The sequence below is a fragment of the Planctobacterium sp. AWH2_060 genome (assembly GCF_056158425.1).
The window spans coordinates 2,277,826-2,303,520 of the sequence record NZ_JBSWTG010000001.1 but is presented as its reverse complement, the minus strand read 5'-3'; the positions used below and the strand labels follow the sequence as shown (position 1 = coordinate 2,303,520).

Sequence of the window (25,695 nt, the reverse complement as noted above, 5' to 3'; positions counted from 1 at the left end):
TCCGCGTTTCAAGAATTGGAGATAACTAATAATGAAACAACTATTTAAATCAACACTACTGGCGACGGCTGTAGCTGTTACATGTGGAACTGCGGTTGCGGGCACAGTAAGTGTCACTAAGCAAGTGCACTCATCAGAAGGTTTGACGGGCGTAACGGCTAACCAAACGTCTAACGCTATCGCCTACACTTTGGCTGCTGCTTATCAGGAAGGTGACAGAATTACTTTCACTTTCCCTAGCGGCTCACTGGTTTCTGGTGGTTTTGCCAGCCAGATCAATGTATCTGCAGTAAACAGTGCAACACCTGCTAACGCGATTGCGGGTTTGGCATTAGGTTTATTGAATTCAGATGCTAACAGCGTAACTTATCGTGTTACTTCTATCACTCAGCCTAACGATGGTGGTTCACCAGCGACAACGTATACTGACCGTACAACTATTGGTGCCGTATTGCCACTGGGTACTGTTCAGTATACTGCCGATGCAATTCGTTCAGGTAGCGTTACTGTAACTGTTAACTCTGTAACAGCGGCTGGTGATGTTCTGGATACAAGTGGTACACTGACTGCCACTGTTGCTGAAGCGAAAACTCAGTTCGGTTCTGCGAGCGTTGGTACTGGCTTTAATGCGGTGATTGACGTTTCACAGATGCGTCAGGCATTTGTTGGCGGCGCCAGCGACAGCTTGGCATGGGCTATCAGCGAAGTAGATACTACAGGCTGGTTGAACGTAGCGACAGTTAACGCCACCAGTGGTACAGTTGTAAATCTGTACGGTGAAGCTGGTAAGATGGCTAACGTAACTGCTGCTCAGTGGTCAAGTGGTTCAGGTACTCGTACTTTTACAGCTGACTCTGCCAAATTGGCAGTGGCATACAATGGTATGACTACTAACGATACCATCACCTTCACTCCGCTGACAGGTACTAGTGCAACTGTTATTGAAGCTCAGGATTTCAGTGCAGACTTCACTTACAACTATACTTCAGCAGGTTCTCAGGCAGGTGTTGCAACTGTAGGCTCTAATGTTAGCGCAGGTTCATGGACACTTAACGGTGCGACTGTAAACATTCCTTACATGCCTTACGGTCCAACTTCATCTCAGGTGGTTTATGTGTCTAACGCTGGTTCTCAGGCGGGTGACATTTCTGTTACTGCGTTTGACAACAACGGTAACGAGTTTAACTTGGGTGTAATCGGAACAGCGAATGCTAAAACTGTGACTAAAATTGCTCCTCTGATCAACAATGCATTAGCTGCAGCTGGTTTTGCAGGTCGTCAGGCTTCAATCACTGTAACAGTGAACGCACCTGAAGATGACATCACTGTTCACGCTTCCTTCAACATTGGCGGTAACGACAGAGCATTTGTTATCACTGACCAATACAAAGGTATCGAGTAATCTTAGATTACTGACCTCATAAAAAAGGCGACCAGAGGTCGCCTTTTTTGTATCTGATAACAGGGGAATGTCCCTAATAACCAATCCCTCAAATCTATTGCATGCGCAAATATCTTGTTATTTTGAGATACAGTTCTCGTAATTTATAGAACATTTGCTAAATTTTAATTAAATAGTACAAGATTGTTATGTTAGGTGTTGCATCTTTGCCAATACTGTTTTTACAATGTGTCACCGTAATAACAAACTAAATGTAGAATACGCAAAGTGATGTAATGCGAGCGCTTATTCTTTTTAGGCAAAAAAATAATAAATGTGGAAAATCAGGAATAAATCTTGAGAAAGAAACGTTTAAGAATTGAGAGTTTGGTGAAGGCACTAAACTTAAATTTGGGAATTGGAGATAACTAATAATGAAACAACTATTTAAAGCAACACTACTGGCGACGGCTGTAGCTGTTACATGTGGAACTGCGGTTGCGGGCACAGTAAGTGTCACTAAGCAAGTGCACTCATCAGAAGGTTTGACGGGCGTAACGGCTAACCAAACGTCTAACGCTATCGCCTACACTTTGGCAGCTGCTTATCAGGAAGGTGACAGAATTACTTTCACTTTCCCTAGCGGCTCACTGGTTTCTGGTGGTTTTGCCAGCCAGATCAATGTATCTGCAGTAAACAGTGCAACACCTGCTAACGCGATTGCGGGTTTGGCATTAGGTTTATTGAATTCAGATGCTAACAGCGTAACTTACCGTGTTACTTCTATCACTCAGCCTAACGATGGTGGTTCACCAGCGACAACGTATACTGACCGTACAACTATTGGTGCCGTATTGCCACTGGGTACTGTTCAGTATACTGCCGATGCAATTCGTTCAGGTAGCGTTACTGTAACTGTTAACTCTGTAACAGCGGCTGGTGATGTTCTGGATACAAGTGGTACACTGACTGCCACTGTTGCTGAAGCGAAAACTCAGTTCGGTTCTGCGAGCGTTGGTACTGGCTTTAATGCGGTGATTGACGTTTCACAGATGCGTCAGGCATTTGTTGGCGGCGCCAGCGACAGCCTGGCATGGGCTATCAGCGAAGTAGATACTACAGGCTGGTTGAACGTAGCGACAGTTAACGCCACCAGTGGTACAGTTGTAAATCTGTACGGTGAAGCTGGTAAGATGGCTAACGTAACTGCTGCTCAGTGGTCAAGTGGTTCAGGTACTCGTACTTTTACAGCTGACTCTGCCAAATTGGCAGTGGCATACAATGGTATGACTACTAACGATACCATCACCTTCACTCCGCTGACAGGTACTAGTGCAACTGTTATTGAAGCTCAGGATTTCAGTGCAGACTTCACTTACAACTATACTTCAGCAGGTTCTCAGGCAGGTGTTGCAACTGTAGGCTCTAATGTTAGCGCAGGTTCATGGACACTTAACGGTGCGACTGTAAACATTCCTTACATGCCTTACGGTCCAACTGCATCTCAGGTGGTTTATATCTCTAACGCTGGTTCTCAGGCGGGTGACATTTCTGTTACTGCGTTTGACAACAACGGTAACGAGTTTGATTTGGGTGTAATCGGAACAGCGAATGCTAATACAGTGACTAAGGTTGCTCCTCTGATCAACAATGCATTAGTTGCAGCTGGTTTTACAGGTCGTCAGGCTTCAATCACTGTAACAGTGAACGCACCTGAAGATGACATCACTGTTCACGCTTCCTTCAACATTGGCGGTAACGACAGAGCATTTGTTATCACTGACCAATACAAAGGTAAAGAGTAATCTTAGATTACTGACCTCATAAATTAAGGCGACCTTTGGTCGCCTTTTGTATTTTTAAGAGACACCTATAGCATTGATATATATGCTTTTTATGCTCTTGGAACATTTTTCAATATCTCTTTTCAGTGTATTCACTACATGCTTGGATTAAATAATAAACATTTGTTTTTCGCCTTATTGACGATTTTGAGTGCAGTTATAATCGCTTATTCACCTTCTTTGTTTGTTCCATTTTATCTGGATGACAATGATTCAATATTGAACAATCAGGCGCTACATTCGGATAGTTTGGATTTATTAATAGCGGGGGGGTATTTGAGTCGTATTGTTGGATATGCTTCGCTTTGGGGAAATTATCAATTTGGGCAATTGGATCCAATGGGATATCATATTTTCAACATCATGATCCATTTGTTTAATGTTGTGGTGGTTTTTCTTTTAGCAAGAATATTGATAAGGTCTGAATCAAGAAATCTTAAGAGTAATCAACACATTATTTGGGCGCTAAGCATAGCCTGCCTATGGGCCCTGCATCCGTTAAATAGTCAACCTGTTATATATATTGTGCAGCGCCTCAGTAGTTTGGCTGCGCTATTTATATTTATAACCATTTTCTTTTACCTTAAGGCCCGCATTAGTAAAAATTCAGGAACCACTTTAATTTGTCTTCTTTTGACAATGTTGTTTGCAATTACTGGGGCGTTCACTAAACAAAACTTTTTTGTTGCTCTGATTTTTTTGTTTTGTTGGGAATGGTTTCGGTCCGAAGGGCGTATCCGTACCTTGCTAACTCGCATTAGCGTAACTGGTTTTATCGCTATTATATTGATTGCTCCGTTGCCATTTATGGAAGGTTATTTGCTGAAGTTAGATAGCTTTACACGTGACCCCGGGGCAACAGACAGAGTCAGTTATTTTTATACGCAGTTGATTGTACTGTGGGACTATATACATAGATTTTTCATCCCTGGTACACTTCAATTGGAAATTCAGGTTCAACTGAGACAAAGTTTTGAACCGATAGTGGCTTTGGCACTTTTAGGTCATATTGCACTTATCGGTGTCGCCGTTCGATTTCGCAAGTCGATTCCTTTGTTTTTCTGGGGAGTATTGTTTTTCTATGTCAGTCATTTGGTAGAGTCCTTTATTTTTCCTATAAAGGATTTGGCATTTGAGCACAGGACCTATGTAGGGAACTTTGGACTTACTCTGGCGTTTATTTCAGTGGTCAAGTTTCAAGTTGAAAAGTTAGCGGATTACAACAGGCTATTAAAAATAGTCATTGCTGGTACTGGCTTTTTGAGTTTATTGGGAGGCGCTGCGATCTATCACCGCGCAGTGCAATGGCAAGATCCGCTAGCGTTTTATGAGAGAGAAGTTCAGTATTCGCCTGAACATGCGCGGAGTAACGCATCATACGGTACTGAACTTGCAAAAGTAGGACGGTTTGAAGAAGCGGAAAAGTATCTTAAGAAAAGTATAGACATTAATCTAGCTAACGAAAAGATAACCGCAGGTGTATTAAATACGTACATGAATGTCCTGTATCAACAAAGGAAATTTCAACAAGCTGCGCCGATCGTTACGATTGCTTTAAGGCATATCCACAACCCCTCCAGAAGGAGCGTTCTATTATCTAATTTGGCTGTGGGTTATATCTATATGGGTTATTGTGATTTTGCACTTGGGTTACTTGAGCAGGCTATAAAGTTGAATCCCGGCAATAAAGATGCGCTTAATAATCGTAACTATTGCCTGCAGGGGCAAGCTGGCAAATAGAACATGATGAATACAGTTCCTGTATAAAGTTGCCGAGGCAAGGATAGCGATGGATATTAAAGTAAAAGCGACATGCTAATTCATTACTGATCAGGGGTATAGGTGTGAAGGTGTTACATGTAGGTAAGTATTTCCCTCCGAGATATGGTGGTATTGAAACATTTATGTCTCAGTTGATGGAAGAGCAAGCCAATCAAGGAAATCTTGTGTCTGCAATTGTCCATGCAGATACTCTTCAATCTGAACGAGATTACTATCAGTGGAAAAATTGTAAAGTCTATGAAGTTAAAAGCTATGGGCAACTGGTGTTCGCACCTCTGGCGCCTTTGTACCCTTGGCATTTTTACCAAGCTTTAAAGAAAGAAAAGCCGGATATAATCCATGTACATCTACCTAATTTATCTGCGTTTTGGGTTTTAATTTTCAAAAAATATTTCGCCAAAAATGCAAAAATCATTATTCATTGGCATGCCGATGTCTTGGGCTCTTCACCTACTAAAATGGTCAGGTTACTTTACCCGTTTTATCGCTGGTTTGAGAGATCGTTAGTGAGAATGGCTGATAATATAATTACAACCTCTCCTCCTTATCTGGAGACCAGCGAGCCATTAAAAGAGTATCGCGAAAAGTGTCTGGTTGTGCCTCTAGGTATCAAATTCAAAGACTTTGATTCATCAAGAAAAAAAACAAGAGAAGATGGCGTTCTACGACTATGTATGATTGGGAGGTTGGTCTACTACAAGGGGCATTCTTTGGTATTAAAGGCCTTAAAAAAACTTGTCGACATGAATGTTAATGTAACACTAGATGTTATTGGAAGTGGCGAGTTAAATGGGAGCTTAAGGCAATCGTGTGAGGCTATGGGCTTGGATAAGGTTGTTAAGTGGCATGGAGCCGTGGAAGAGTCTTTAAAGTTGGATATTCTCAAAAATGCGGATTTGCTGGTGCTCCCTTCTATTGAAAGAACAGAAGCTTTCGGCGTAGTGATACTTGAAGCTGCGGCTTTGAAGATTCCTGCTTTGGTCAGTGATGTTGAGGGGTCTGGCATGCAATATGTAGTTAGGAATGGTAAAACGGGGATTGTATGCCCTAACAATGACGAAGATGGACTTGTTCTGGCACTGTTGGATGTTGTTTCTGTTAGCCAAAAGTTAATTGATTATGGAGAAGAGGCTTATCTTCGTCTTACCAAGTCTTTCAATATCAAAATAATTGCTGAACAGATCCACAAGGTTTATTGTCGTTAATTATTTCCGTACAGATTTTTACATCGGTTAATAATCCTTACCAATCGTTATTTGAAAAGGCTATTCACTAATTTTTATTGAGGTGGGGGTTGGACATTGTGGATAAAATAAAATAACATTTCAGCGCATTTTATTTACAGGATATAGTAGAAAATGGATAAGATTGAACAGGCGTTTAAGCGCTCAATTGAAGTAAAAAACGATGTCGTTACTTCAGGTGCTTATCGGGCTGTAGGAACGATGGCAGACGTACTTACTGAATCCATCAAAAAAGGTGGTAAACTTTTGATCTGCGGCAATGGCGGTTCAGCTGCAGACGCACAACATCTCGCAGCCGAATTTCTGGTCAGGTTACGTCCGATGAATAACCGGCAGGGGATTCCAGCCTTAGCTTTAGCGCAAGATACTTCTACTATTACAGCTTGTGGTAACGATTTTGGTTACGATGTATTGTTTCAACGAATGGTAGAGACCTTGGGAGCTCCCGGGGATGTGTTGTTAGGAATCAGTACATCGGGTAATTCACACAACGTTATCTTAGCTATGCAAGCTGCTAAAGAAGCCGGCATCGAAACTTTCGGCTTCCTTGGAGCCGGAGGCGGAAAGATGCTTGAGCATTGTCAGCACTCTTTTGTGGTACCAAGCTCTGAGACTGCCAGAATCCAAGAAAGTCACATTACTGCAGGCCATGCTTTGATGGAATTGGTAGAAGACAACTTGATCGAACAAGGTTTTTTGACTCTTCGCTAATTGCCCCAAATTTTAAATTAATGTAGTAGAGCAGTAGCAATAATCCGTGTTACTGCTGTTAAATGGCAAAACTGACATGGATGCTTCTCGCTACAAATTCCATATATTTCATGCAGAGCTTACTGCACTAATCTTTGTTTCAACGTCGCGCTAAAAGGTAATTAAATGGTCGACAAGTTAGCTGAACAAACCGAATCGAAAACGGTGTTATACACGATCCCCCAAGAGTACCTTTATCATCCCGAAGATGAGATTAGCTTTGCAACCTACATCAATTGGTTTAAACGTTGGTGGCGAACAATATTTTTAATCTCTTTTGTCGGTACGGGGCTTAGTGTATTTTTAGCATTATCAATGACCAAAATCTTCGAAAGTAAAGTTGTACTGTCTACACCGAGTGAGTTTGATGTAAGTAAGTTTACTAACGATGGAATGATAAATTACGATGCTCAGACTTTGTTTCAAAAATATTATAGTGAAGTCAGAGCTCCAGAAAGGATGCGTCAATTTATTATCGAAAAAGGGTATGTGGAGGCGATTTTTTCTGATGAGGATCGTCAAGCGCATACAATTGATGTACTAATGAGCGCATTCTTGGAAGATTTTTCAGTTGAAATACTGGAGCCAGTTGCTGGTCGTGATGAATTTATTGGTTCTCCTACACAAATCAGTTTATCGCTAAAACACGAGAATGAGTCTCTCATTGTAAATCTATTAAACGAATATATTGAGCATGTTAATCATTTTTTGATAGACAATTCTAAGGTACGTCAGTCAGAAATGCGTGATTTACAAATACGTCGGAAGGAGACTGAAATATTACTAGCTCGCGAGGATGCGAAGAATCGTCGCGAATTATTGATCAAAAAACTGAGTAAAGAAATTAGTGTTGAAGTAAACCGATTGGAACAAGAGCGGCGCTTATTGGTTGAAAAAGCTGCGTCAGACAGAATGGTAACGGTTAACAACATCGAAGCCGAGAATCAAGTAAAGTTGGAAGAGCTTGAGCAGCGGAAAGAAATCCTAATACAATCTGCAAAAGCTAATCGGATGAAGTCTATTGCGGAAGCTGAGGAAGCACGAAAAATTGCAGATAAATTGGGAATTGTTAATCCCACAAGATTAGATGATCTTGTACTTCAGCAAAAACCGCAATCTGTTACACCCAATACAGAGATAAAACTTTCTGATTCAGAGTCTTTGCCGCTCTACCTCATGGGGACAAATTACTTAGATACACTCATAAAAACGCTCTCAGAACGTGAGGATGATACGCGATTCCTGTCAGAGATTGCTGAAATTGAAGGCGAGATTAAAATGATTCGAGATGATATTCGTTTAGCTGCTCTAAAAGCACGAGAAAACGATGAAAAATATCTTGAACAATTGAATGAAATTGATAAAAAAATCGCGATTTTGAGGAATGATCCCATATTAATGGAATTAAAAATACGGGTGTCTGATGACCCCTTTATTGAAAACCTTCCTAAAATACAATCTGATATCGCGGCGTTAAAAGCGATAACATTTAATTTTGACGGCCTAAAAATGTATACATTAGGACGCGCTGCCTATCTTACTAATAAGGCTGTTGAACCCAATCGGAAAATGGTCGCGTTAATAGGTGCAGTCTTTAGTGTGTTATTTGCATTGTTTGTTGCTTTTGTTCGACATATTGTAACGAATAATACAAAACCGAATGTTTGATAACTCTTAAACATTTAAATACCAAGCATCGTCAAAGGCAGGCTGAAATCGTCAAGTTTATGAAAGAATTAGAGCTCCCACTATTAGTATTAGCTGGCGGATTTGGTACCCGTCTTAAACAATTGGTCTCAGATGTTCCTAAACCTATGGCACCTGTGGAAGGAGCCCCTTTTATTTCTTACTTACTTGAACGCTGGCGGCAGCAAGGGGTAAGAGATTTTATATTTCTTTTGCATTACGAAGCTGACATATTTCAGCGTTACATAGAATCGATAACTGATACGATATTATCGAATTGTACTGTCAGGTTCGTTGTTGAACCTCAGCCATTGGGCACCGGTGGGGCTGTTGCGTACGCTGTCCAACAATTAAATCTGTCCGAAAGTTTTTTGTTAGCGAATGCTGATACCTATCTTGAATCAGGTATCGAAGAACTCACAATTACATCCGCACCCTGTATGGGATGTATCCATGTCGATAACGCCAGCCGTTATGGCAAAGTGGAAATCAAACTGGGCAAGGTGGTTGCTTTTAAGGAGAAGCAGGCAGACGTTGGTGGAGGTTGGATAAACGCAGGGGTATCCCATTTGGAAACAGACAGTTTTAAAGAATGGAACGGGAAACCATTTTCATTGGAAAACGAAATCTTTCCAACATTGAGTGCAAAAGGGGAGCTGGGTGCAGTCAAATTGGAATCTAAGTTTGTGGATATCGGCATTCCAGAAGACTATCTCAATTTTTGCTCCTACATTAAATCAAGTAAGCAGGAGAATTTGTGAATACAGCGTCTTATTGCGTCGATTATCGTGAGACGATCAAACAAGCACTAGCACTTATAACAGAAAATAAGCAAGGATTTATTCTTACAATCGATGCTGAAAATCGCGTGTTAGGATTAGCAACCGATGGCGACATTAGAAGCTATCTGGTTAAGGGGGGGCAGACTGACGACGCTATCGAGAAGTGTGCGAATACCAATTTTATTTGGGCCGATACAAAAACGAGTCGTGAGTTAATTTTGAAGAACCTTGACCATGTTATCAAGGTTATTCCGGTTTTAGACGAAGAGCGTCGCCTACTTGAAATTGTTACCAGAGATCACCTGCCGATCCCAACCGAGCACAAGGTTTATGCCAGAGCAATGGCCCCCGTGCGCGTGAGTTTTGGTGGGGGAGGCTCTGACCTCACGCATTATTTCGCTGAAGATAATCAAGGGGCGGTGATTAACACCACCATTTCCTTGTATAGCCATGCTACTTTACGCATACGAAACGATGATAAAATTACAATAGTTTCTCAAGATCTGCAGGATAGTTTAGAAGCCAATGATTTGGCTGATCTGTTAGGTAAAAAGGGCCGTTTTGGGCTCATCCAGGCTGTATTAAAGGTTATCCATCCTGAGTTCGGTTTTAACTTGTATTTGCATTCTGACTTCCCGATGAATTCTGGCTTGGGTGGCTCAGCTGTGGTAGCGGCTGCCATTTTGGGCTGTTTCAATCAATTTCGAACGGATAAGTGGGATTCACACGAATTAGCAGAACTCGCGTTTCAGGCTGAAAGGCTTTACTTGAATGTTTCAGGTGGTTGGCAAGATCAATATGCGACTGTTTTCGGCGGATTTAATTTCATGGAATTTCGCATGGAACAAAACTTGGTACACCCGCTTAGAGTTAGTGAAGAAGTACTGCTAGAGCTTGAGCAGAGCCTGGTTCTATGCAACACACGTTTTGATCATGATTCCGGAGACATCCACAAAGATCAAAAAGAGTCCATGAAAAATGTTAGTGTCAACGAAAAAGTTCAAAGTAATGTTGAATTAACGTACAAGTTGCGTAACTACCTGCTGAAAGGGAATTTAAGGAAATTTGGCAAAGCCATGCATGATGCCTGGTTACTTAAACGTCAGTTTAGTAAAAAGATATCAAATTCTGCTTTGGACAATATATATGATTCAGCAATTGCCAATGGTGCCATTGGTGGGAAGTTGCTGGGAGCCGGTGGTGGTGGATTCTTCTTATTTTTTGTCCCACCATTTGAGAAACATCGGTTAATGCAAGCATTACGTGGTATGAACCTTGACATCGTCCCTTTTCGTTTTGAGCATTCAGGCCTGAGGGCTTGGTCTGCAAGGGACATCGATTAACTTTAGCAATTTAAAGTACAAAATAATGAAGATCGGAAATTTTGAAGTAGGAAATAACAGAGCATTCGTTATTGCGGAAATTGGCAATAATCATAATGGTAGTTTTGAAAGGGCAGTAGAGATGATCGATCTCGCCGTTAGAATGGGCGCGGATTGTGTTAAGTTTCAAATGCGGCATTTGGAGCAGGTATATCGTAAAAGTTCACTGGAAAAATCAGGCGATGATTTAGGCACAGAGTATGTTTTGGATTTATTGAACCGCTTTGAGCTATCGCTGGAAGAACATAAAAAGTTAGCGGATTACTGCGCTGAAATTGGTGTCTTGTATATGTGTACACCATGGGATCAAAGAAGCATTGAAACGTTAGAGAGCTTCGGTGTTGAAGGTTATAAAGTGGCCTCTGCGGATCTGACTAACCTGCCATTAATTGACAAATTAGTGCAAACCGGTAAACCGCTTATATTGTCTACTGGCATGAGTACCGATGAGGAAGTGCGCAACACCGTCGCGTTTCTAAACAAACGTGACGCCAAGTTTGCGGTATTGCATTGCAATAGTACTTATCCTGCTCCGTTGCATGATATCAATTTGAAATGGCTGAATAGTTTAAAAAAAATTCATCCCATCGTCGGTTACTCTGGGCATGAGCGAGGTATTGCTGTAAGTCTTGGGGCTGTTGCATTGGGTGCTCAGGTGATAGAGCGACACTTTACTTTAGATCGCAACATGGAAGGTCCTGATCATGCAGCTAGTCTTGAATATAATGAGTTCAAGATGTTGATTGACGGGATCCGGGAAATCGAGGAGGCGCTTGGTCAGGAAGGTGAGAGAAAGCTTTCTCAGGGTGAAATGATCAATCGTGAAAATCTTGGCAAGAGTTTGGTGGCAACCTCCGCGTTGAGTAAGGGTACGGTATTAGCCCCTGAACATATAAAAGTGCGTAGCCCTGGTCAGGGGTTATCCCCGCAACAATATGAAAATTTGTTGGGTAAAACCTTACAGCGGGATGTAGAAGATGAGGGATATTTTTATGCATCAGATCTGTCCGAAACGCGTGTCGAACCCAGTGCTTATCAGTTTACAAGGCCTTGGGGCGTGCCAGTACGCTACCATGACTTTGCTGAATACCATCAGCGCATAAAGCCGGACTTATTTGAGTTTCACCTTTCGTATTCTGATATGGACTTGAAGATAAGCGAGTATTTATCTGGGCAATACGATTGTGATTTTGTCGTTCATGCCCCGGAATTGTTTTCCGGTAGTCGGTTAATGGATTTGGCGACACCAGACGAAGAATACAGAGCGTTTTCCATTCGCGAAACGCAACGTGTTATTGATATTACTCGTGAACTGAAAGGCTACTTTCCCAAAACTGAGCGTCCAATGATCGTTGCCAATGTGGGTGGCTTTACGATGGACGAAAACCTGCCAAAAGAGGTGATCGAAAGCTACTATCAAACATTTGCAGAATCGCTGAAACAGTTAGATATGGAAGGTGTAGAATTAATTCCTCAAACAATGGCGCCATTTCCCTGGCATTTTGGTGGCCAGCGCTACCAGAACATTTTTGTACATGCCGATGAAATCGTTCATTGGTGTAACAAACTAGGGTTGAGGATTTGTTTTGATGTATCTCACTCTCGCTTAACCTGTAATCATTTCGGTTTGGATTTTTATGAGTTCGCTGAAAAGGTCGCACCTTTGACTGGGCATCTCCATTTAGGTGATTCGAAAGGTGTAAATGGAGAAGGACTTCAGGTAGGTGATGGAGATCTCGATTTTGATCGTTTAGGGAAAATTCTACAAAAAGGCTGCCCGGATGCGTACTTCATTCCTGAGATTTGGCAAGGGCACAAGAATTCTGGTGAAGGATTCTGGATTGCATTACAGCGTCTTAGTGGATTGATTTAACGATTTTAGTGTCTGCATTTTTTAAAAAGACTGTACTTAGCACAGTCTTTTTTTGGTTATATAAAGATTAATTTAGGGGAACATTTATGTTTGGTGTGATGCAAGGGCGACTGTTACCAAAGTATTTAGGACGCTATCAAGCTCACCCAGTGGGCTATTGGCAAAAAGAATTTTCTGTTGCTGCTGAACTCGGGCTTGATTGCATCGAGTTTATTTTAGACTTTAACGATGTAGAGCAAAACCCACTCATGTCTGAACAGGGTGTGCAAGAGATCCAAAATGCTATTGAAGCTACTGGCGTTTGCGTTAAAACAATCTGCGTGGATTATTTAATGGAAGCGCCATTGCATAGTAGAGACTCAATGGTAGCGGATAAAAGCATCCAAACCCTGCTAAGAATACTCAAAAATGCAAGACCGCTAGGAATTACCGATGCGGTAATTCCTTGTGTGGATCAATCTTCGTTGACAAATAAGGCTGCAGAAAACCAATTCATCAGCATCATGAAGACTTTGTCGCCAGAAGTGGCAGAGCTGGGTGTTAATTTATCTTTAGAAACAGACTTGGGGCCAAGTGCGTTTGCTGAATTATTGAACAATATAGCCTGTAATAATGTTACCGTTAATTATGATATCGGTAACAGTGCTGCGCTAGGCTTTAATCCGTTGGAAGAGTTAGATGCCTACGGACATCAGATTTCCGATATTCATATCAAAGATCGTGTACTCCATGGCGGTCCCTGTGTTTTGGGGGAGGGGAATGCTGATTTTGAGCTGTTTTTCAACAAGCTTGCCGATTTTGAATACCAAGGACCATTCATCATGCAAGCATACAGGGATGATGAGGGCGTTGAAATCTTTAAACGTCAGATGGATTGGGTGAAACCGTTTTTTACAAAGAGAAAATAGTATGAATGTACAAACCATCATTTTGGCACGAGGTGGTTCTAAAGGAATACCTAAAAAAAACATCATTGATTTTTGCGGTAAGCCGTTAATGGCCTGGACGATACAGCAATGTGCTTGGGCTAAAAATGTGAATGATGTTTGGGTCAGTTCGGATTGTGAAGAAATTTTAGAAGTCGCAGCAGAGTTTGGGGCAAAAACGATTTTACGCCCTGATGAATTTTCAGGTGATTTAGCGACGTCAGAATCTGCGTGGTTACATGCTGTTGATTACATTGAGCAGGCTCATGGTCCTATCGACGTTGTTGTTGCGCCTCAAATCACCTCGCCTCTGAGGGAAAGCTCAGACATTGATGCAGCATTGCGTAAGTTTCAGGATGAAAACTTTGATTCTATGTTTTCCGCATCGATTGTGGAAGACTTGTTTTTTGGGAAAAAACAGCGGACGGTCAATTAAATTCAGTGAATTATGACTATAAGAACAGAAAGAGGCGTCAGGATATAACTAATAAATTTATTGAAAATGGCTCTTTTTATTTGTTTACACCTCAAGTACTGAGAGAAAATAACAACCGCTTCGGAGGTAATATAGGTTATTGTGAAATGGCCTTTTGGAAAATGTTCGAAATCGACGGTATGGATGATATACGTATATGTAAGGCAGTGATGAACGAGTTTCTGTTATAAAAACGGTCAAACCGCCAAGTTATGCGTTATTGCAATTAAGATTTTTAGGAAAACAGTAGAAAATGACTAAAACTAGACAAGTTTGGATGAATGGCAAATTCGTTGACGAAAGAGATGCAAAAATCTCGATTTTTGATTCTGCGTTGATGTTCGGTGATATGGTGTTTGAAATGACTCGATCTTTCAACAAAAAGCAATTTAAATTAAGAGAGCATCTTGAACGTCTTTATACGGGTATTAAAATGCTTCATATTCCTCTGAATATGACCATAGAAGAAATGGAGCAAGCTTGCTACGACACGATTGCAAAAAATGAGGAAGTGTTTGATGAGCATGATGAACACCGACTTATGATTAACGTTAGTCGCGGGCCGTTGGGATTGTACTCAGAAGTCTTTGATGGTGTCATGGAACCGACAGTAGTTATTGCCGACTTTCCGCTAAAGTGGACAGTTGCCGCAATGGCGCCGCTATATGACAGTGGCGTTAATGCGGTCATTCCCTCGCAAAGAGCTATTCCGGCTTCATTGATGGAGCCCAAAATTAAAAACCGCTCGCGCCTTTTCTACCAAATGGCAAATATTGAAGTTTCTCAGATGAAAGGTGAGAATGTCTGGGCTCTATTAATCGATCCTGATGGCTTTATTACAGAGGGTACGGGTGACAACTTCTTTATCGTAAAAGATGGCGAAATTATTACGCCTGAAGGCCGGAACATTCTTCGTGGTATCAGTAGAGACTACATTTTTGAGTTGGCAGAAGAGCTGGGAATACCTTGCCGCGAAGCAAACATTGAACCCTATGACGTTTATCAGGCTGACGAAGCATTTATGACTGCGACACCGTTTTGTTTGATCCCAACCATTTCGTTAAATGGCATTGCTATTGGTGACGGTAAATTTGGTCCGATATCCAAACAGTTGTTGGCTAAGTGGTCTGAAAATGTCGGCGTAGATATTGAGCAACAAATCCGGCGCTACGGGAAAGAGTGTGCCCAATTGCAGTCCAATGCTCCAACACCATATCAATTCAAACGTAAATAAACATGGACCTGGGTTTACAGAATAAACGGGTCTTGGTGACCGGTGCCTCGCAAGGCATCGGTTTGGCCATTGCCAAAGGATTTTTAGCCGAAGGTGCTAAAGTAGTCCTTGCTGCCAGGGGAGCTCAGAAATTACAAGAGAGTTTTGCAGAATTGGCAGTAAGTTACAGTGAACAGGCGGTCAAGACTATGACTTGCGATTGCACTGACAAGGATTCGCTGGAGCAATTAAAAAAAGCGGTTGTGAAAGAGTTCGGTGGGTTAGATGTTGTCGTCGCAAACGTGGGTGATGGCAGAAGCGTTGCAGATCCTATTCCTGAAGATGAACAGTGGCATCGAGTTTGGAGTACCAACTTTGATAGTGCTCTGCAGACGGCACGAGTATTTTTACCTCTGCTGGAAGAATCTAAAGGTGCAATGTCGTTTATTTCCTCCATCACTGGATTAGAGGCATTCGGTGCACCTGTGGATTATTCAACGGCTAAATCAGCCGTTTTAGCGTTTGCAAAAAATTTGGCCAGAAAAGTTGCGAAAAACGTTCGGGTAAATGTCGTTGCGCCCGGCAACGTAAATTTTCCCGGTAGTGCCTGGGAAGCTAAAATCGCTGCTGATCCGCAACGCATAAACCAAATCATTGAAAGTACCGTTCCAATGCAGCGATTTGGCACTCCAGAAGAGATTGCTGATGCAACTGTATTTCTTAGTTCAGCGCGGGCTTCCTTCATCACAGGAAGCGTAATAGTTGCTGATGGCGGTCAAACAGTAGGAGTTTTTTGATGCTCGATGAGCAATTGTCAGAGATGTTTCGTCTTGACGGCAAAATTATCATTGTCACAGGGGCTCTGGGATTATTAGGGCGCAAGCATTGTGAAGCGATCAGCGCTTATGGTGGTATCCCTGTAATGCTAGATTTGAATCAGGACGGACTGAATGAATTTGCCGCCGAGTTGAAAAGGCGCTTTAACATTGAGGCTGTCGGCTGCGCTATTGATATAACCTCTGAGGAAGCCATTGCTGAGCATTGTCAACAAGTGGTTGCTCAATTTGGTAAGATTGATGGTTTGGTGAATAATGCCGCTAACAATCCGAAAATGGAAAATTCTAAGGATAAGAACTTCTCTCGTCTGGAATACTTTCCGATGTCTGTATGGCAACAGGATATTGCTGTGGGTCTGACTGGCTCTTACCTTTGTGCTAAGTATTATGGCGCAGAGATCGCAAAAAATCCTAATGGCGGGTCAATACTCAATATATCCTCAGATTTAGGCATTATGGCCCCTGACCAACGTTTGTATGCCGATTCAACGTTACCAGAGCATTTACAGCCTGTTAAGCCAGTTACCTATTCTGTGGTGAAAACGGCGTTAGTAGGATTAACTCGCTACCTCGCGACTTATTGGGCGGACAAGAATGTACGCTGTAACGCTATTTGCCCCGGTGGCGTAGAGAATGGTCAGCCACAAGCGTTTTTATCTGAAATTGCCTCACGGATACCTATGGCAAGAATGGCTCGATCTGATGAATATCAAGGGGTCTTGGTTTGGATTTTAAGTGACGCCTCAAGTTATTTAAATGGGGCTATTATCCCTGTTGAAGGTGGGCGTACAGTATGGTAGCTGACGCCTCCAGGGTGCTAGTAACAACGGCGGATCAGCGCAGTTGGGTCGAAGAACAACCCATGCTTTTTTTAGGACAGTGGTGTGCTTTATACAGTGAGCGTGAGAAATGGCAAAACAAAGACATCGCAACCGTACCTTATCATTGGGATGACCGACAGCAGTTGGAGCAAGATTATTGGTACTTGAGAGCGGTTTATGAAAAGGTTTTCAAAGATCTTGCAAAACAACTAAATCGCTTTCACAGCACTCAATGGTCTGAAAGAGCATGGCGAATTTTAATTGGACCTTGGTTAAGTTTCTTTACTGAAATTATTTTTGATAGATGGAAAATGCTAAGACTGGCCTATCAAAATTATGACATTGAGAATACTATCATCCTTGCATTTGACGCGCATACGTTAGTGCCGGCGGAAATGGATGACTTCATCGCCTTTTTTATTGATGATTCATGGAATCATTGGGTTTATGGCGAAATTATTAAGCGCATGGAGCCAGCTCCAAAATTTGAAGTTAAAACTATATCACAAAACCTCGATGAATCCTCTTTGCAACATTCGTCGACCGGGTGGAGAGATCGCCTAAAATCATTGCTTAACAAAACTTCAGGAATGTTTGCAAAAAGGAATAAAGTTTTTCTAATTAGCAGTTATTTAAAACCTAAAGAAGAACTTTTGCTATCGTTGAAACTTGGGCAAATGCCATCGAAATGGTTCGCGCCTCAAATCGAAAAATTTCCGGTAAGCATGACTAAGCGGGAACAGATTCAACCAACATTTCACTGTGATAACGAATTTGAAAGCATTTTAAAAGCTCTGATACCGATGCAAATACCTACCTGCTACCTGGAAGGGTTCAAGGCTCTTACCCATCAAACATTGAAGTGTAGTTGGCCAGAAAATGTAAAAGTGATTTATAACGCCAATGCATATACTTCTAATGATTTTTTCAAAGCCTGGTGTGCACGGCAGGTAGACAGAGGTAGCAAGCTGATTATCGGACAGCATGGCGGTAATTTTGGTTGCAGTAGATTGCATTCTCTTGAAGACCACATGATGAAAACGTCTGATTTGCTGGCCAATTGGGGGTGGGCAAATGATGAGGCTGCTGGCTTAAAAGCGCTCAGTGCCAATAACCTTAAACGTATCGAAAATCTAAAATCGAAAAACGATGGTGAGATGCTTCTAACCACGCTTGTGGTGCCCAGATATAGTTACTGGATTTACAGTATTTCTTTTGCCTCTCAACATCAGTGTTATCTGGACGATCTTTTCGAGTTCATTAATCAATTGCCCCCGAATATCTTTGATAAAACCAAGCTAAGATTGGCTCCGACTGAATATGGTTGGCAAGAACAACAACGATTAAAAGATGCATTTCCTGCTATTTCTTACGATGATCGGAAACAAGGATTACTACAAACGTTGTCTGATTGCAGATTGTTTGTGGGTACGTACGATGCTACCACACACCTGGAAACCCTATCATCTAACTTTCCAAGTGTACTTTATTGGAACCCCCAGCATTGGGAGTTACGCAAAGAAGCAGAGCCTTATTATGAGCGTTTAAAAGCCGTAGGTATTTTACATGATACCCCCCAATCCGCTGCTCTGCATATCGCAGCTATTTGGAGTGATGTAACCTCTTGGTGGGAAACGGATGATGTACAGGCTGCGAGGTTGGCATTCTGTGGTCATTTCGCGCATGTCAATCCAGATGGACTGACAGAGTGGGCCCATTTGTTCAAAAGACTGTCAGCTTGAGTAATAAAGGTCTGAATCTCCTGTGTCTATAAGTGCTGAATCGTCTATTCATAGCCGATTTATTTATACCTTGATAGCAAACTTATGTAAGGCGCTGTTTGGCTTTTTAACTGGCTTGGTTTTGGCAAGGGGACTTGGTCCAGAAGAGTATGGTGTTTTTTCATTCTTGCTAGCCAGCTTCACTGCTTTGATGCAGTTGCTGGACATGGGGAGCTCTAATGCATTTTACACTTTTGTGTCAAAACAGAACCGCTCTAAGCGCTTTATAAATAGTTATGTTGGCTGGTTGATTCTACAGTTCTTTTTGTCTGTATTATTTATATATGTGATTGCACCTGAAGCGTGGATATCAAGCATATGGCACGGTGAAGAGCGAGAGCGAGTATTAATAGCCTTTGTTGCTGTATTTTTCCAACGACAACTATGGAATTTTATATCTCAGCTTGGGGAATCACAGCGATTCACCAAGCAGATTCAATTATTCAATGTGCTAGTGTCCTTGACTCATTTAGTCCTTGTTTCTGCACTTTTTATTGTTGAAAAACTAGCTATTGAGCTGGTTTTTATATTGATGACTGCGGAATTTGCTTTTGCTATTGCACTCGCATGGTGGCTTATACCTGTTGAAAAAATCGATGAAAAAGAATCATATAGTTCGATGATTGTAGAGTATCGAGATTTTTGTTTACCACTTATACCTTATGCTTGGTTTGGAATGGCGATGGCATTTTTAGACACCTGGTTATTGCAAGAGTATGGGGGAGCAGTACAACAAGCCTATTATTCTGTTGGCGCTCAATTTGCCAACATTAGTTTGATAGCTACTGTTTCTATACTGCGAATTTTATGGAAAGAAGTCGCTGAAGCTTGGCATAAAGGGGAGCAAGAACGGGTAAAGCAGTTGTTCGATAAAACCTCTCGTATTTTGTTTTTTCTGGGAGCATTAGTTTCTGGGTACCTGATCCCATGGACTTCAGAGATAATCTCATTGACGTTGGGCAGTGAGTATTTGTCCGGAGCGCTTGCCATGGCTGTGATGTTTTTGTATCCGGTGCATCAAACCCTCGGACAAGTGGTCGGTTCTATGTACTTTGCGATGGAGAAGTCAAAAACCTATGTAATATTGGGGAGTATTCATATTTTACTCAGTATTATTTGTGTGTATTTTGTTTTAGCGCCGAAATCAAATTTTATTCCCGGTATGGAATTAGGAGCTACTGGACTGGCATTGAAAATGGTCATTGTTCAAGTGTTAACTGTAAACCTGTCCATTTTCTGGCTTTCAAGGATGCTATGCTGGGAGTATCGATGGCTATATCAGCCGGTCGTCATACTTGTTTTGCTCGGTATTGGTGCGCTAACAAAGCAACTTGTTAGTTTCGCCTTACCCGAAACCTGGCCAATTCTAGTGCCACTTGTTTGTGGTCTGTTGGGATATTTGTTGTTTACCTTGCTCGCCTTATTGGTATGGCCAAGAATAATTGGCCTTGAAAAAGGTTCGTTGATTGCTCAAGTTAAAGCGATTCGACTTAGACAATAGGCGTTTACATGAATGTGTTTGCATTCAGAAGTCGTTATGGATAAGCGCCTGTTACCGGAATATAGACGCCGACATTTGGTGGTCCATTATATTCGCTTTTTTGAAATGTCATTGGATCGATAAACTTACCCACATTTGCATGACCTTCATATTCCGAACGTTGTTCTGACTTTACCGGTTGCACTATAGCTTCGGAAATCTGCTTAAGCGGATCTATTTTGTTTAACGTTTCTTTCGTTTGCGGTAGTTGTTCAGCAATGATCCTATTTTGCTCACTGTGTATGTGAGTTTTTTTTGTTTTCTCCATGGGTATAACATCCGCAAGTTTTATATTGCTGCTTTCCCTTGTTTCAAACAAATTTGTCAAAAAATATAAACTCACGCATGAAGTAAAAATGAGTGCAGTAAAAATACGGTTTCTCATAATTAGCAATACCTGTTCATATTTATTGGATACTGCGACCATTTAGAGCGTCGATTCTGTAGGCAAAACAAAAACCATCACTTCCCTTGGCATCAGTAAACTCAACATAAACGTCCATATCAAGTGCAAGCGCCATTTTAGCGGTATCGAACATAGAAAGTGCGTTTTCTTTTTCAGTGTGTTCACCCGTGCAACTAAATGTGACCCAATAAGGGCCGCACGAAGGAAGTTCGTTCTTAGGGGTGATATTAAGTTGCGCCATACATCCTCCATACTTACTTCCATCGTTTGAAAGCACCCTAACTACTTTAGCGTTTAAAAATGCTGTGTCGGCTAATGTCGCTGGCGCCACTACGGCAATAATCATCAACAGCACTATTTTTCGAATACTCTTCATGTGTCACCTACAAATAATTGCTTTCAGCATTACAACTGATCGATAAATCAGATATTTTGTTTCAATCCAAATCATGTGTATTTTTCTGCAATTGCGCTTCCGGAGCCTGCTCATTATTACTTGTCATTCGCGATTTATATATAGCATAACGCCAACTCGACTGAATATTTTCGCTATCAAATGGCGTAAATCGTGCCCGGTTTTCCCCGCCTCTGACCAGACGCAATAATCCGATTTCAATCGGAAAGCGTGAATATATTTGCTTGTTATAAAAATCGAAAGCAAACACGATACTGTTGTTACTTCCTTGCTCTCTGTAGGATTGTCCGCCACTGGAGCTCCAGAAGTAGGTGGGATAGGTATTAGGGAAGAAACTGCGCAGCAGGATATTGTCACTGGAATAGAGACTGGCCAGCTCAGCAATGTTTGGCACCCGCCAGTCATTGTAGCCAGCCATGGACTCACTATTCTTAGTGGCCGGTACCTGCAATGCTTCAGGCCAGGTTAATACTGCCTTGTCAGCGCTATCCTGGGTACAGTTATTAACCATCTGACCGATAGAGCATTTCTGCCACATTAATCGGGTGTTCCGGTCAGTGACGGTACCGTCGCCATTGTCCACAAACCGGTCAACCAACTCCAGGCCGATAGTTGTTGAGCGGACAAGGCGTGCTGGCAACTGAAATTGATAAATATAGTCAGAAGACAGGTAATTGGTTGCCTGTGCAAAGGGGAACAAACGTGAGTCAGGTGCCAGTTGGCTATGGTTGGCAGCCTGAGCATAGTTATACAAAGACCATAGTTCTGTTTTAGCAGGCAGTCGCCAGTCTGAGTAACCGCAGAATGAGGCGGCATTGGTGAGATTGAGCAGCGATTCCGAACTGGTGGTTGTGAAGGTATTGTCCTTGTCGTGGATACTGTCATCGTTGGTTTTGACCTCCCAGATAAGTCCGGTGACGTTATCCAGTACACAGTGCCACTCAGTCGCATCAAAAGGTAAATAATTGCCTGCGCTGTCAATTTTGGTATAGCTAAATCCGGCAGCACCATCGGCGCTGTCGTTGTACAGGGCATCACGGCCATGGAGGCAGTCGTAATCATACCCAGGGGAAGGGGCGCTATCGCAAGTCATGCCGGTATCATTTAGTGGCGTTACGCCTCGCGCTACTTCGTTGTCTTCTGACCCGACAGGAATGGGATTGACAGTGACATAAATGGTATTTTCCAGGTCATTGTGTTCATTATCGCTGGCGATATAAGTGAATTGGTCTTCGCCGCTACTGTGCGCGGTGTATGTCATTACGCCATTATTATCAAAACTGACGTCACCATGTTTTGCCGCGACGCTGACGGTAAAGCTCAGGGATGCGTTGCCATCGTTATCTGTCGCAGCCTGTAAGGTAAATGATTCTGCGATCAATAGTGTATAATTTGATGTGTCGGAAAACATGGGGGCAAAGCTGTTGCTGTCACAGGCATCACCAATATCATCATTGTCCACATCAGCTTGATCAGTGTTACTGATGGTGGGGCAGTTATCAATGATTGAGTCAATACTATCCTGGTCACCGTCTCCAGCTTTCTGACTGTCCAGTGGAAACTGATCTTCACTATCCAGATAACCATCGCCATCATCATCGTTGTCGCAGGCATTCCCGATGAGGTCGTTATCGGTATCGATTTGGTCCTGATTGGGCACATCAATACAGTTATCCTGGAAGTTGAGAATACCATCGTTATCGGCATCATTGTCACCAGGCGTGAACAGTGCCCGGTTTTCCCCACCTCTGACCAGACGCAATAATCCGATTTCAATCGGAAAGCGTGAATATATTTGCTTGTTATAAAAATCGAAAGCAAACACGATACTGTTGTTACTTCCTTGCTCTCTGTAGGATTGTCCGCCACTGGAGCTCCAGAAGTAGGTGGGATAGGTATTAGGGAAGAAACTGCGCAGCAGGATATTGTCACTGGAATAGAGACTGGCCAGCTCAGCAATGTTTGGCACCCGCCAGTCATTGTAGCCAGCCATGGACTCACTATTCTTAGTGGCCGGTACCTGCAATGCTTCAGGCCAGGTTAATACTGCCTTGTCAGCGCTATCCTGGGTACAGTTATTAACCATCTGACCGATAGAGCATTTCTGCCATATTAATCGGGTGTTCCGGTCAGTGACGGTACCGTCGCCATTGTCCACAAACCGGTCAACCAACTCCAGGCCGATAGTTGTTGAGCGGACAAGGCGTGCTGGCAACTGAAATTGATAAATATAGTCAGAAGACAGGTAATTGGTTGCCTGTGCAAAGGGGAACAAACGTGAGTCAGGTGCCAGTTGGCTATGGTTGGCAGCCTGAGCATAGTTATACAAAGACCATAGTTCTGTTTTAGCAGGCAGTCGCCAGTCTGAGTAACCGCAGAATGAGGCGGCATTGGTGAGATTGAGCAGCGATTCCGAACTGGTGGTTGTGAAGGTATTGTCCTTGTCGTGGATACTGTCATCGTTGGTTTTGACCTCCCAGATAAGTCCGGTGACGTTATCCAGTACACAGTGCCACTCAGTCGCATCAAAAGGTAAATAATTGCCTGCGCTGTCAATTTTGGTATAGCTAAATCCGGCAGCACCATCGGCGCTGTCGTTGTACAGGGCATCACGGCCATGGAGGCAGTCGTCATCATACCCAGGGGAAGGGGCGCTATCGCAAGTCATGCCGGTATCATTTATTGGTACAACGCCAATCTCTACGGCATAGGAGTCAGTTGCGCCTACAGAACAAAGCGCGAGTTGCAATAAAGCAAATACTTTCAAACTGAACTTGGGTGCTCTAAACATGTGTATAATACAAACCGTATCTGAGCCTCACTATACTGAGTGTACTCCAACAACTGGCCAAAATATACAGATATTAATTTAACTTATTGGCTGAATAGTGACTTTTCAGAACAGTTAATATAGAGTTGCACAACTTGAAAAGACGCCCTTTCTACAAGGCAAAACATCATTAAAGTTTGCTTATTAGCCATTTGAAATGGTTCCGTAACAGCAAACGCAAATTGTAAGGAAATGTAAGGTATGAGTTTAAAGCGTAAGCTGATGAAAAATGAGTTGACGATAGGTTCTTGGCTTACACTTGCACATCCAACGATTGCTGAAATAATGGCGCAATCGGGCTTTGACTGGCTGGCTGTTGATTTGGAACACAGTTGTATCACTATTCGTGAAGCTGAGGAGTTGATCCGGGTCATTGAACTTTGTGGCGTGACGCCACTGGTGAGACTTACCAGTAACGATGAAAATCAGATTAAACGTATTATGGATTCTGGGTCTGGTGGCGTCATCGTTCCGATGGTCAAGAGCGCAAATGATGCGAGTGCAGCCGTAAGTGCTGTTAAGTATCCCCCTATTGGAAAGCGAGGCGTTGGCCTAGCAAGAGGACAGCGTTGGGGGAACCGTTTCGAAGAGTATTTTTCTTGGCAACGTGAGGAAGCGGTTGTAATTGTTCAGATAGAACATATTGATGCTGTTAATGATATTGAGGCGATCTTTGCTACTGAAGGTGTCGATGGCTTTATTATCGGGCCTTATGATTTGAGCGCTTCGATGGGGATTCCAGGCCAATTCGAACACTCTGATTTCATTGCGGCTATGGAGCGCGTAAATGATGCCGCTAAACAGTGTAACAAGGCCGGTGGGATTCACATCATCGAACCCGACGAGTCACAGCTGCGCCAGCGCATTGATCAAGGATATCAGTTTATCGCATACAGTCTTGATGTCCGAATGCTTGATACGGCCTGCAGAAGTGGCTTAAAAACAATAAAAGGTAACTAAATGAAAGCTATTGCAATAATTCCCGCTCGAATGGGCTCTTCTCGTATGCCCGGTAAACCAATGGCAAAAATACATGGAGTGCCCATGATTGGTCATTGTTATTTGAGGACGCGACTATGTACTGATTTGTTAGACACCTACGTTGCGACTTGCGATATTGAAATCAAAGAATATATTGAGTCGATCGGCGGTAAGGCAATTATGACCTCTGATGAACATGAGCGCGCAACGGATCGTACAGCCGAGGCAATGCTAAAAGCCGAAGAATTGTTGGGTGAAAAGATAGATGTTGTTGTGATGGTGCAAGGTGATGAGCCAATGGTTGTACCGGAAATGATCAGCGAGTCGCTTGCTCCATTTAAAGAAGATTCAACGGTTAACGTCGTGAACTTGATGGCTCATATGGACTCAGTTGCGGAGTTTGAAGATCCAAATGAAGTTAAAGTGGTGGTCGATTCCAACTCTGATGCAATTTATTTCTCGAGAGAACCCATCCCTTCTCGTAAAAAGGGAGTGACAGACGTACCTATGTTAAAACAGGTTTGTATCATCCCATTTAAACGAGAGCACCTGCTACAGTTCAATGACACCCCTGAGACTGAGTTGGAACGTATTGAGTCGGTAGATATGATGCGCATCATTGAAACCGGAGGAAAAGTAAAAATGGTGATGACTGAAGCTCGTTCATTCAGTGTTGATACTGAGCAAGATCGTCAGAACGTTGAAAAATATATGACTAATGACGAGCTAATGCAAACTTATAGATAA

21 protein-coding genes are annotated in these 25,695 nt (G+C 42.5%); 18 read left to right on the top strand and 3 right to left on the bottom strand.

Features of this window, described 5'->3' with window-relative positions; all coding sequences use genetic code 11:
• The first annotated feature begins 31 nt into the window (after positions 1–31).
• The 16 genes from ACXAD8_RS09745 (at position 32) to ACXAD8_RS09670 (ending at position 20,277) form a co-directional block, all read left to right on the top strand.
• Positions 32–1,402 (top strand): hypothetical protein, encoded by a 1,371-nt coding sequence (locus ACXAD8_RS09745; protein ID WP_475227814.1) that lies wholly within the window; start codon positions 32–34, stop codon positions 1,400–1,402.
• Between the two features lie 413 nt (positions 1,403–1,815).
• On the top strand, positions 1,816–3,186 hold the full coding sequence (locus tag ACXAD8_RS09740) for a hypothetical protein (protein ID WP_475227813.1): 1,371 nt from the start codon (positions 1,816–1,818) through the stop codon (positions 3,184–3,186).
• A 138-nt stretch (positions 3,187–3,324) separates the two neighbouring features.
• Positions 3,325–4,965, top strand: a complete 1,641-nt coding sequence (locus ACXAD8_RS09735) for a hypothetical protein (RefSeq protein WP_475227811.1) — start codon at positions 3,325–3,327, stop codon at positions 4,963–4,965.
• 104 nt (positions 4,966–5,069) lie between these two features.
• On the top strand, positions 5,070–6,212 hold the full coding sequence (locus tag ACXAD8_RS09730; RefSeq protein WP_475227809.1) for a glycosyltransferase: 1,143 nt from the start codon (positions 5,070–5,072) through the stop codon (positions 6,210–6,212).
• A 153-nt stretch (positions 6,213–6,365) separates the two neighbouring features.
• On the top strand, positions 6,366–6,962 hold the full coding sequence (locus ACXAD8_RS09725; RefSeq protein WP_475227808.1) for a D-sedoheptulose-7-phosphate isomerase: 597 nt from the start codon (positions 6,366–6,368) through the stop codon (positions 6,960–6,962).
• Positions 6,963–7,127: 165 nt separating this feature from the next.
• The gene (locus ACXAD8_RS09720; protein ID WP_475227806.1) at positions 7,128–8,669 is read left to right on the top strand and encodes a hypothetical protein; all 1,542 of its coding nucleotides are present in this window, start codon (positions 7,128–7,130) and stop codon (positions 8,667–8,669) included.
• Between the two features lie 59 nt (positions 8,670–8,728).
• Positions 8,729–9,448, top strand: a complete 720-nt coding sequence (locus tag ACXAD8_RS09715) for a sugar phosphate nucleotidyltransferase (protein ID WP_475227805.1) — start codon at positions 8,729–8,731, stop codon at positions 9,446–9,448.
• Complete coding sequence (locus tag ACXAD8_RS09710) at positions 9,445–10,812, top strand: GHMP family kinase ATP-binding protein (RefSeq protein WP_475227802.1); 1,368 nt, start codon at positions 9,445–9,447, stop codon at positions 10,810–10,812. Before ACXAD8_RS09715 ends, ACXAD8_RS09710 begins: the two co-directional genes overlap by 4 nt.
• A gap of 25 nt (positions 10,813–10,837) precedes the next feature.
• Positions 10,838–12,724 carry an N-acetylneuraminate synthase family protein gene (locus ACXAD8_RS09705; RefSeq protein ID WP_475227800.1) on the top strand — a complete coding sequence of 629 codons (1,887 nt, stop codon included), beginning with the start codon at positions 10,838–10,840 and terminating at the stop codon, positions 12,722–12,724.
• Positions 12,725–12,810: 86 nt separating this feature from the next.
• Entirely contained in the window at positions 12,811–13,632 is an 822-nt protein-coding gene (locus ACXAD8_RS09700) for a sugar phosphate isomerase/epimerase family protein (protein WP_475227798.1), read from the top strand.
• A 1-nt stretch (position 13,633) separates the two neighbouring features.
• Entirely contained in the window at positions 13,634–14,086 is a 453-nt protein-coding gene (locus tag ACXAD8_RS09695; RefSeq protein ID WP_475227795.1) for an acylneuraminate cytidylyltransferase family protein, read from the top strand.
• 292 nt (positions 14,087–14,378) lie between these two features.
• Positions 14,379–15,359 (top strand): aminotransferase class IV, encoded by a 981-nt coding sequence (locus ACXAD8_RS09690; RefSeq protein WP_475227793.1) that lies wholly within the window; start codon positions 14,379–14,381, stop codon positions 15,357–15,359.
• Between the two features lie 2 nt (positions 15,360–15,361).
• Positions 15,362–16,135 carry an SDR family NAD(P)-dependent oxidoreductase gene (locus tag ACXAD8_RS09685; protein ID WP_475227790.1) on the top strand — a complete coding sequence of 258 codons (774 nt, stop codon included), beginning with the start codon at positions 15,362–15,364 and terminating at the stop codon, positions 16,133–16,135.
• Positions 16,135–16,974 carry an SDR family oxidoreductase gene (locus ACXAD8_RS09680; RefSeq protein ID WP_475227788.1) on the top strand — a complete coding sequence of 280 codons (840 nt, stop codon included), beginning with the start codon at positions 16,135–16,137 and terminating at the stop codon, positions 16,972–16,974. Before ACXAD8_RS09685 ends, ACXAD8_RS09680 begins: the two co-directional genes overlap by 1 nt.
• Positions 16,968–18,737 (top strand): LIC12162 family transferase, encoded by a 1,770-nt coding sequence (locus tag ACXAD8_RS09675; RefSeq protein ID WP_475227786.1) that lies wholly within the window; start codon positions 16,968–16,970, stop codon positions 18,735–18,737. The genes ACXAD8_RS09680 and ACXAD8_RS09675 overlap by 7 nt, the downstream gene beginning before the upstream one ends.
• 22 nt (positions 18,738–18,759) lie before the next feature.
• Positions 18,760–20,277 carry a lipopolysaccharide biosynthesis protein gene (locus tag ACXAD8_RS09670; RefSeq protein WP_475227783.1) on the top strand — a complete coding sequence of 506 codons (1,518 nt, stop codon included), beginning with the start codon at positions 18,760–18,762 and terminating at the stop codon, positions 20,275–20,277.
• Between the two features lie 34 nt (positions 20,278–20,311).
• Here ACXAD8_RS09670 and ACXAD8_RS09665 read toward each other — a convergent pair whose 3' ends face one another.
• The 3 genes from ACXAD8_RS09665 to ACXAD8_RS09655 all read right to left on the bottom strand — a co-directional run bounded on the left by ACXAD8_RS09665 (position 20,312) and on the right by ACXAD8_RS09655 (position 23,928).
• Entirely contained in the window at positions 20,312–20,701 is a 390-nt protein-coding gene (locus tag ACXAD8_RS09665) for a hypothetical protein (RefSeq protein WP_475227782.1), read from the bottom strand.
• 22 nt (positions 20,702–20,723) lie between these two features.
• Positions 20,724–21,098, bottom strand: a complete 375-nt coding sequence (locus ACXAD8_RS09660) for a hypothetical protein (RefSeq protein ID WP_475227780.1) — start codon at positions 21,096–21,098, stop codon at positions 20,724–20,726.
• A 61-nt stretch (positions 21,099–21,159) separates the two neighbouring features.
• Complete coding sequence (locus tag ACXAD8_RS09655; protein WP_475227778.1) at positions 21,160–23,928, bottom strand: Lcl domain-containing protein; 2,769 nt, start codon at positions 23,926–23,928, stop codon at positions 21,160–21,162.
• A gap of 240 nt (positions 23,929–24,168) precedes the next feature.
• On the opposite strand from ACXAD8_RS09655, the gene ACXAD8_RS09650 reads away from it, so the two are divergent.
• Complete coding sequence (locus tag ACXAD8_RS09650) at positions 24,169–24,927, top strand: HpcH/HpaI aldolase family protein (protein ID WP_475227777.1); 759 nt, start codon at positions 24,169–24,171, stop codon at positions 24,925–24,927.
• Complete coding sequence (locus tag ACXAD8_RS09645; RefSeq protein WP_475227774.1) at positions 24,928–25,695, top strand: 3-deoxy-manno-octulosonate cytidylyltransferase; 768 nt, start codon at positions 24,928–24,930, stop codon at positions 25,693–25,695.

Bases quoted from the DNA above. Each gene is read 5' to 3' on its own strand.
- ACXAD8_RS09745 (WP_475227814.1), top strand. From the start codon at position 32: ATGAAACAACTATTTAAATCAACACTACTGGCGACGGCTGTAGCTGTT.
- ACXAD8_RS09740 (WP_475227813.1), top strand. From the start codon at position 1,816: ATGAAACAACTATTTAAAGCAACACTACTGGCGACGGCTGTAGCTGTT.
- ACXAD8_RS09735 (WP_475227811.1), top strand. From the start codon at position 3,325: ATGCTTGGATTAAATAATAAACATTTGTTTTTCGCCTTATTGACGATT.
- ACXAD8_RS09725 (WP_475227808.1), top strand. From the start codon at position 6,366: ATGGATAAGATTGAACAGGCGTTTAAGCGCTCAATTGAAGTAAAAAAC.
- ACXAD8_RS09720 (WP_475227806.1), top strand. From the start codon at position 7,128: ATGGTCGACAAGTTAGCTGAACAAACCGAATCGAAAACGGTGTTATAC.
- ACXAD8_RS09715 (WP_475227805.1), top strand. From the start codon at position 8,729: ATGAAAGAATTAGAGCTCCCACTATTAGTATTAGCTGGCGGATTTGGT.
- ACXAD8_RS09705 (WP_475227800.1), top strand. From the start codon at position 10,838: ATGAAGATCGGAAATTTTGAAGTAGGAAATAACAGAGCATTCGTTATT.
- ACXAD8_RS09700 (WP_475227798.1), top strand. From the start codon at position 12,811: ATGTTTGGTGTGATGCAAGGGCGACTGTTACCAAAGTATTTAGGACGC.
- ACXAD8_RS09695 (WP_475227795.1), top strand. From the start codon at position 13,634: ATGAATGTACAAACCATCATTTTGGCACGAGGTGGTTCTAAAGGAATA.
- ACXAD8_RS09690 (WP_475227793.1), top strand. From the start codon at position 14,379: ATGACTAAAACTAGACAAGTTTGGATGAATGGCAAATTCGTTGACGAA.
- ACXAD8_RS09685 (WP_475227790.1), top strand. From the start codon at position 15,362: ATGGACCTGGGTTTACAGAATAAACGGGTCTTGGTGACCGGTGCCTCG.
- ACXAD8_RS09680 (WP_475227788.1), top strand. From the start codon at position 16,135: ATGCTCGATGAGCAATTGTCAGAGATGTTTCGTCTTGACGGCAAAATT.
- ACXAD8_RS09675 (WP_475227786.1), top strand. From the start codon at position 16,968: ATGGTAGCTGACGCCTCCAGGGTGCTAGTAACAACGGCGGATCAGCGC.
- ACXAD8_RS09665 (WP_475227782.1), bottom strand. From the start codon at position 20,701: ATGAGAAACCGTATTTTTACTGCACTCATTTTTACTTCATGCGTGAGT.
- ACXAD8_RS09660 (WP_475227780.1), bottom strand. From the start codon at position 21,098: ATGAAGAGTATTCGAAAAATAGTGCTGTTGATGATTATTGCCGTAGTG.
- ACXAD8_RS09655 (WP_475227778.1), bottom strand. From the start codon at position 23,928: ATGTTTAGAGCACCCAAGTTCAGTTTGAAAGTATTTGCTTTATTGCAA.
- ACXAD8_RS09650 (WP_475227777.1), top strand. From the start codon at position 24,169: ATGAGTTTAAAGCGTAAGCTGATGAAAAATGAGTTGACGATAGGTTCT.
- ACXAD8_RS09645 (WP_475227774.1), top strand. From the start codon at position 24,928: ATGAAAGCTATTGCAATAATTCCCGCTCGAATGGGCTCTTCTCGTATG.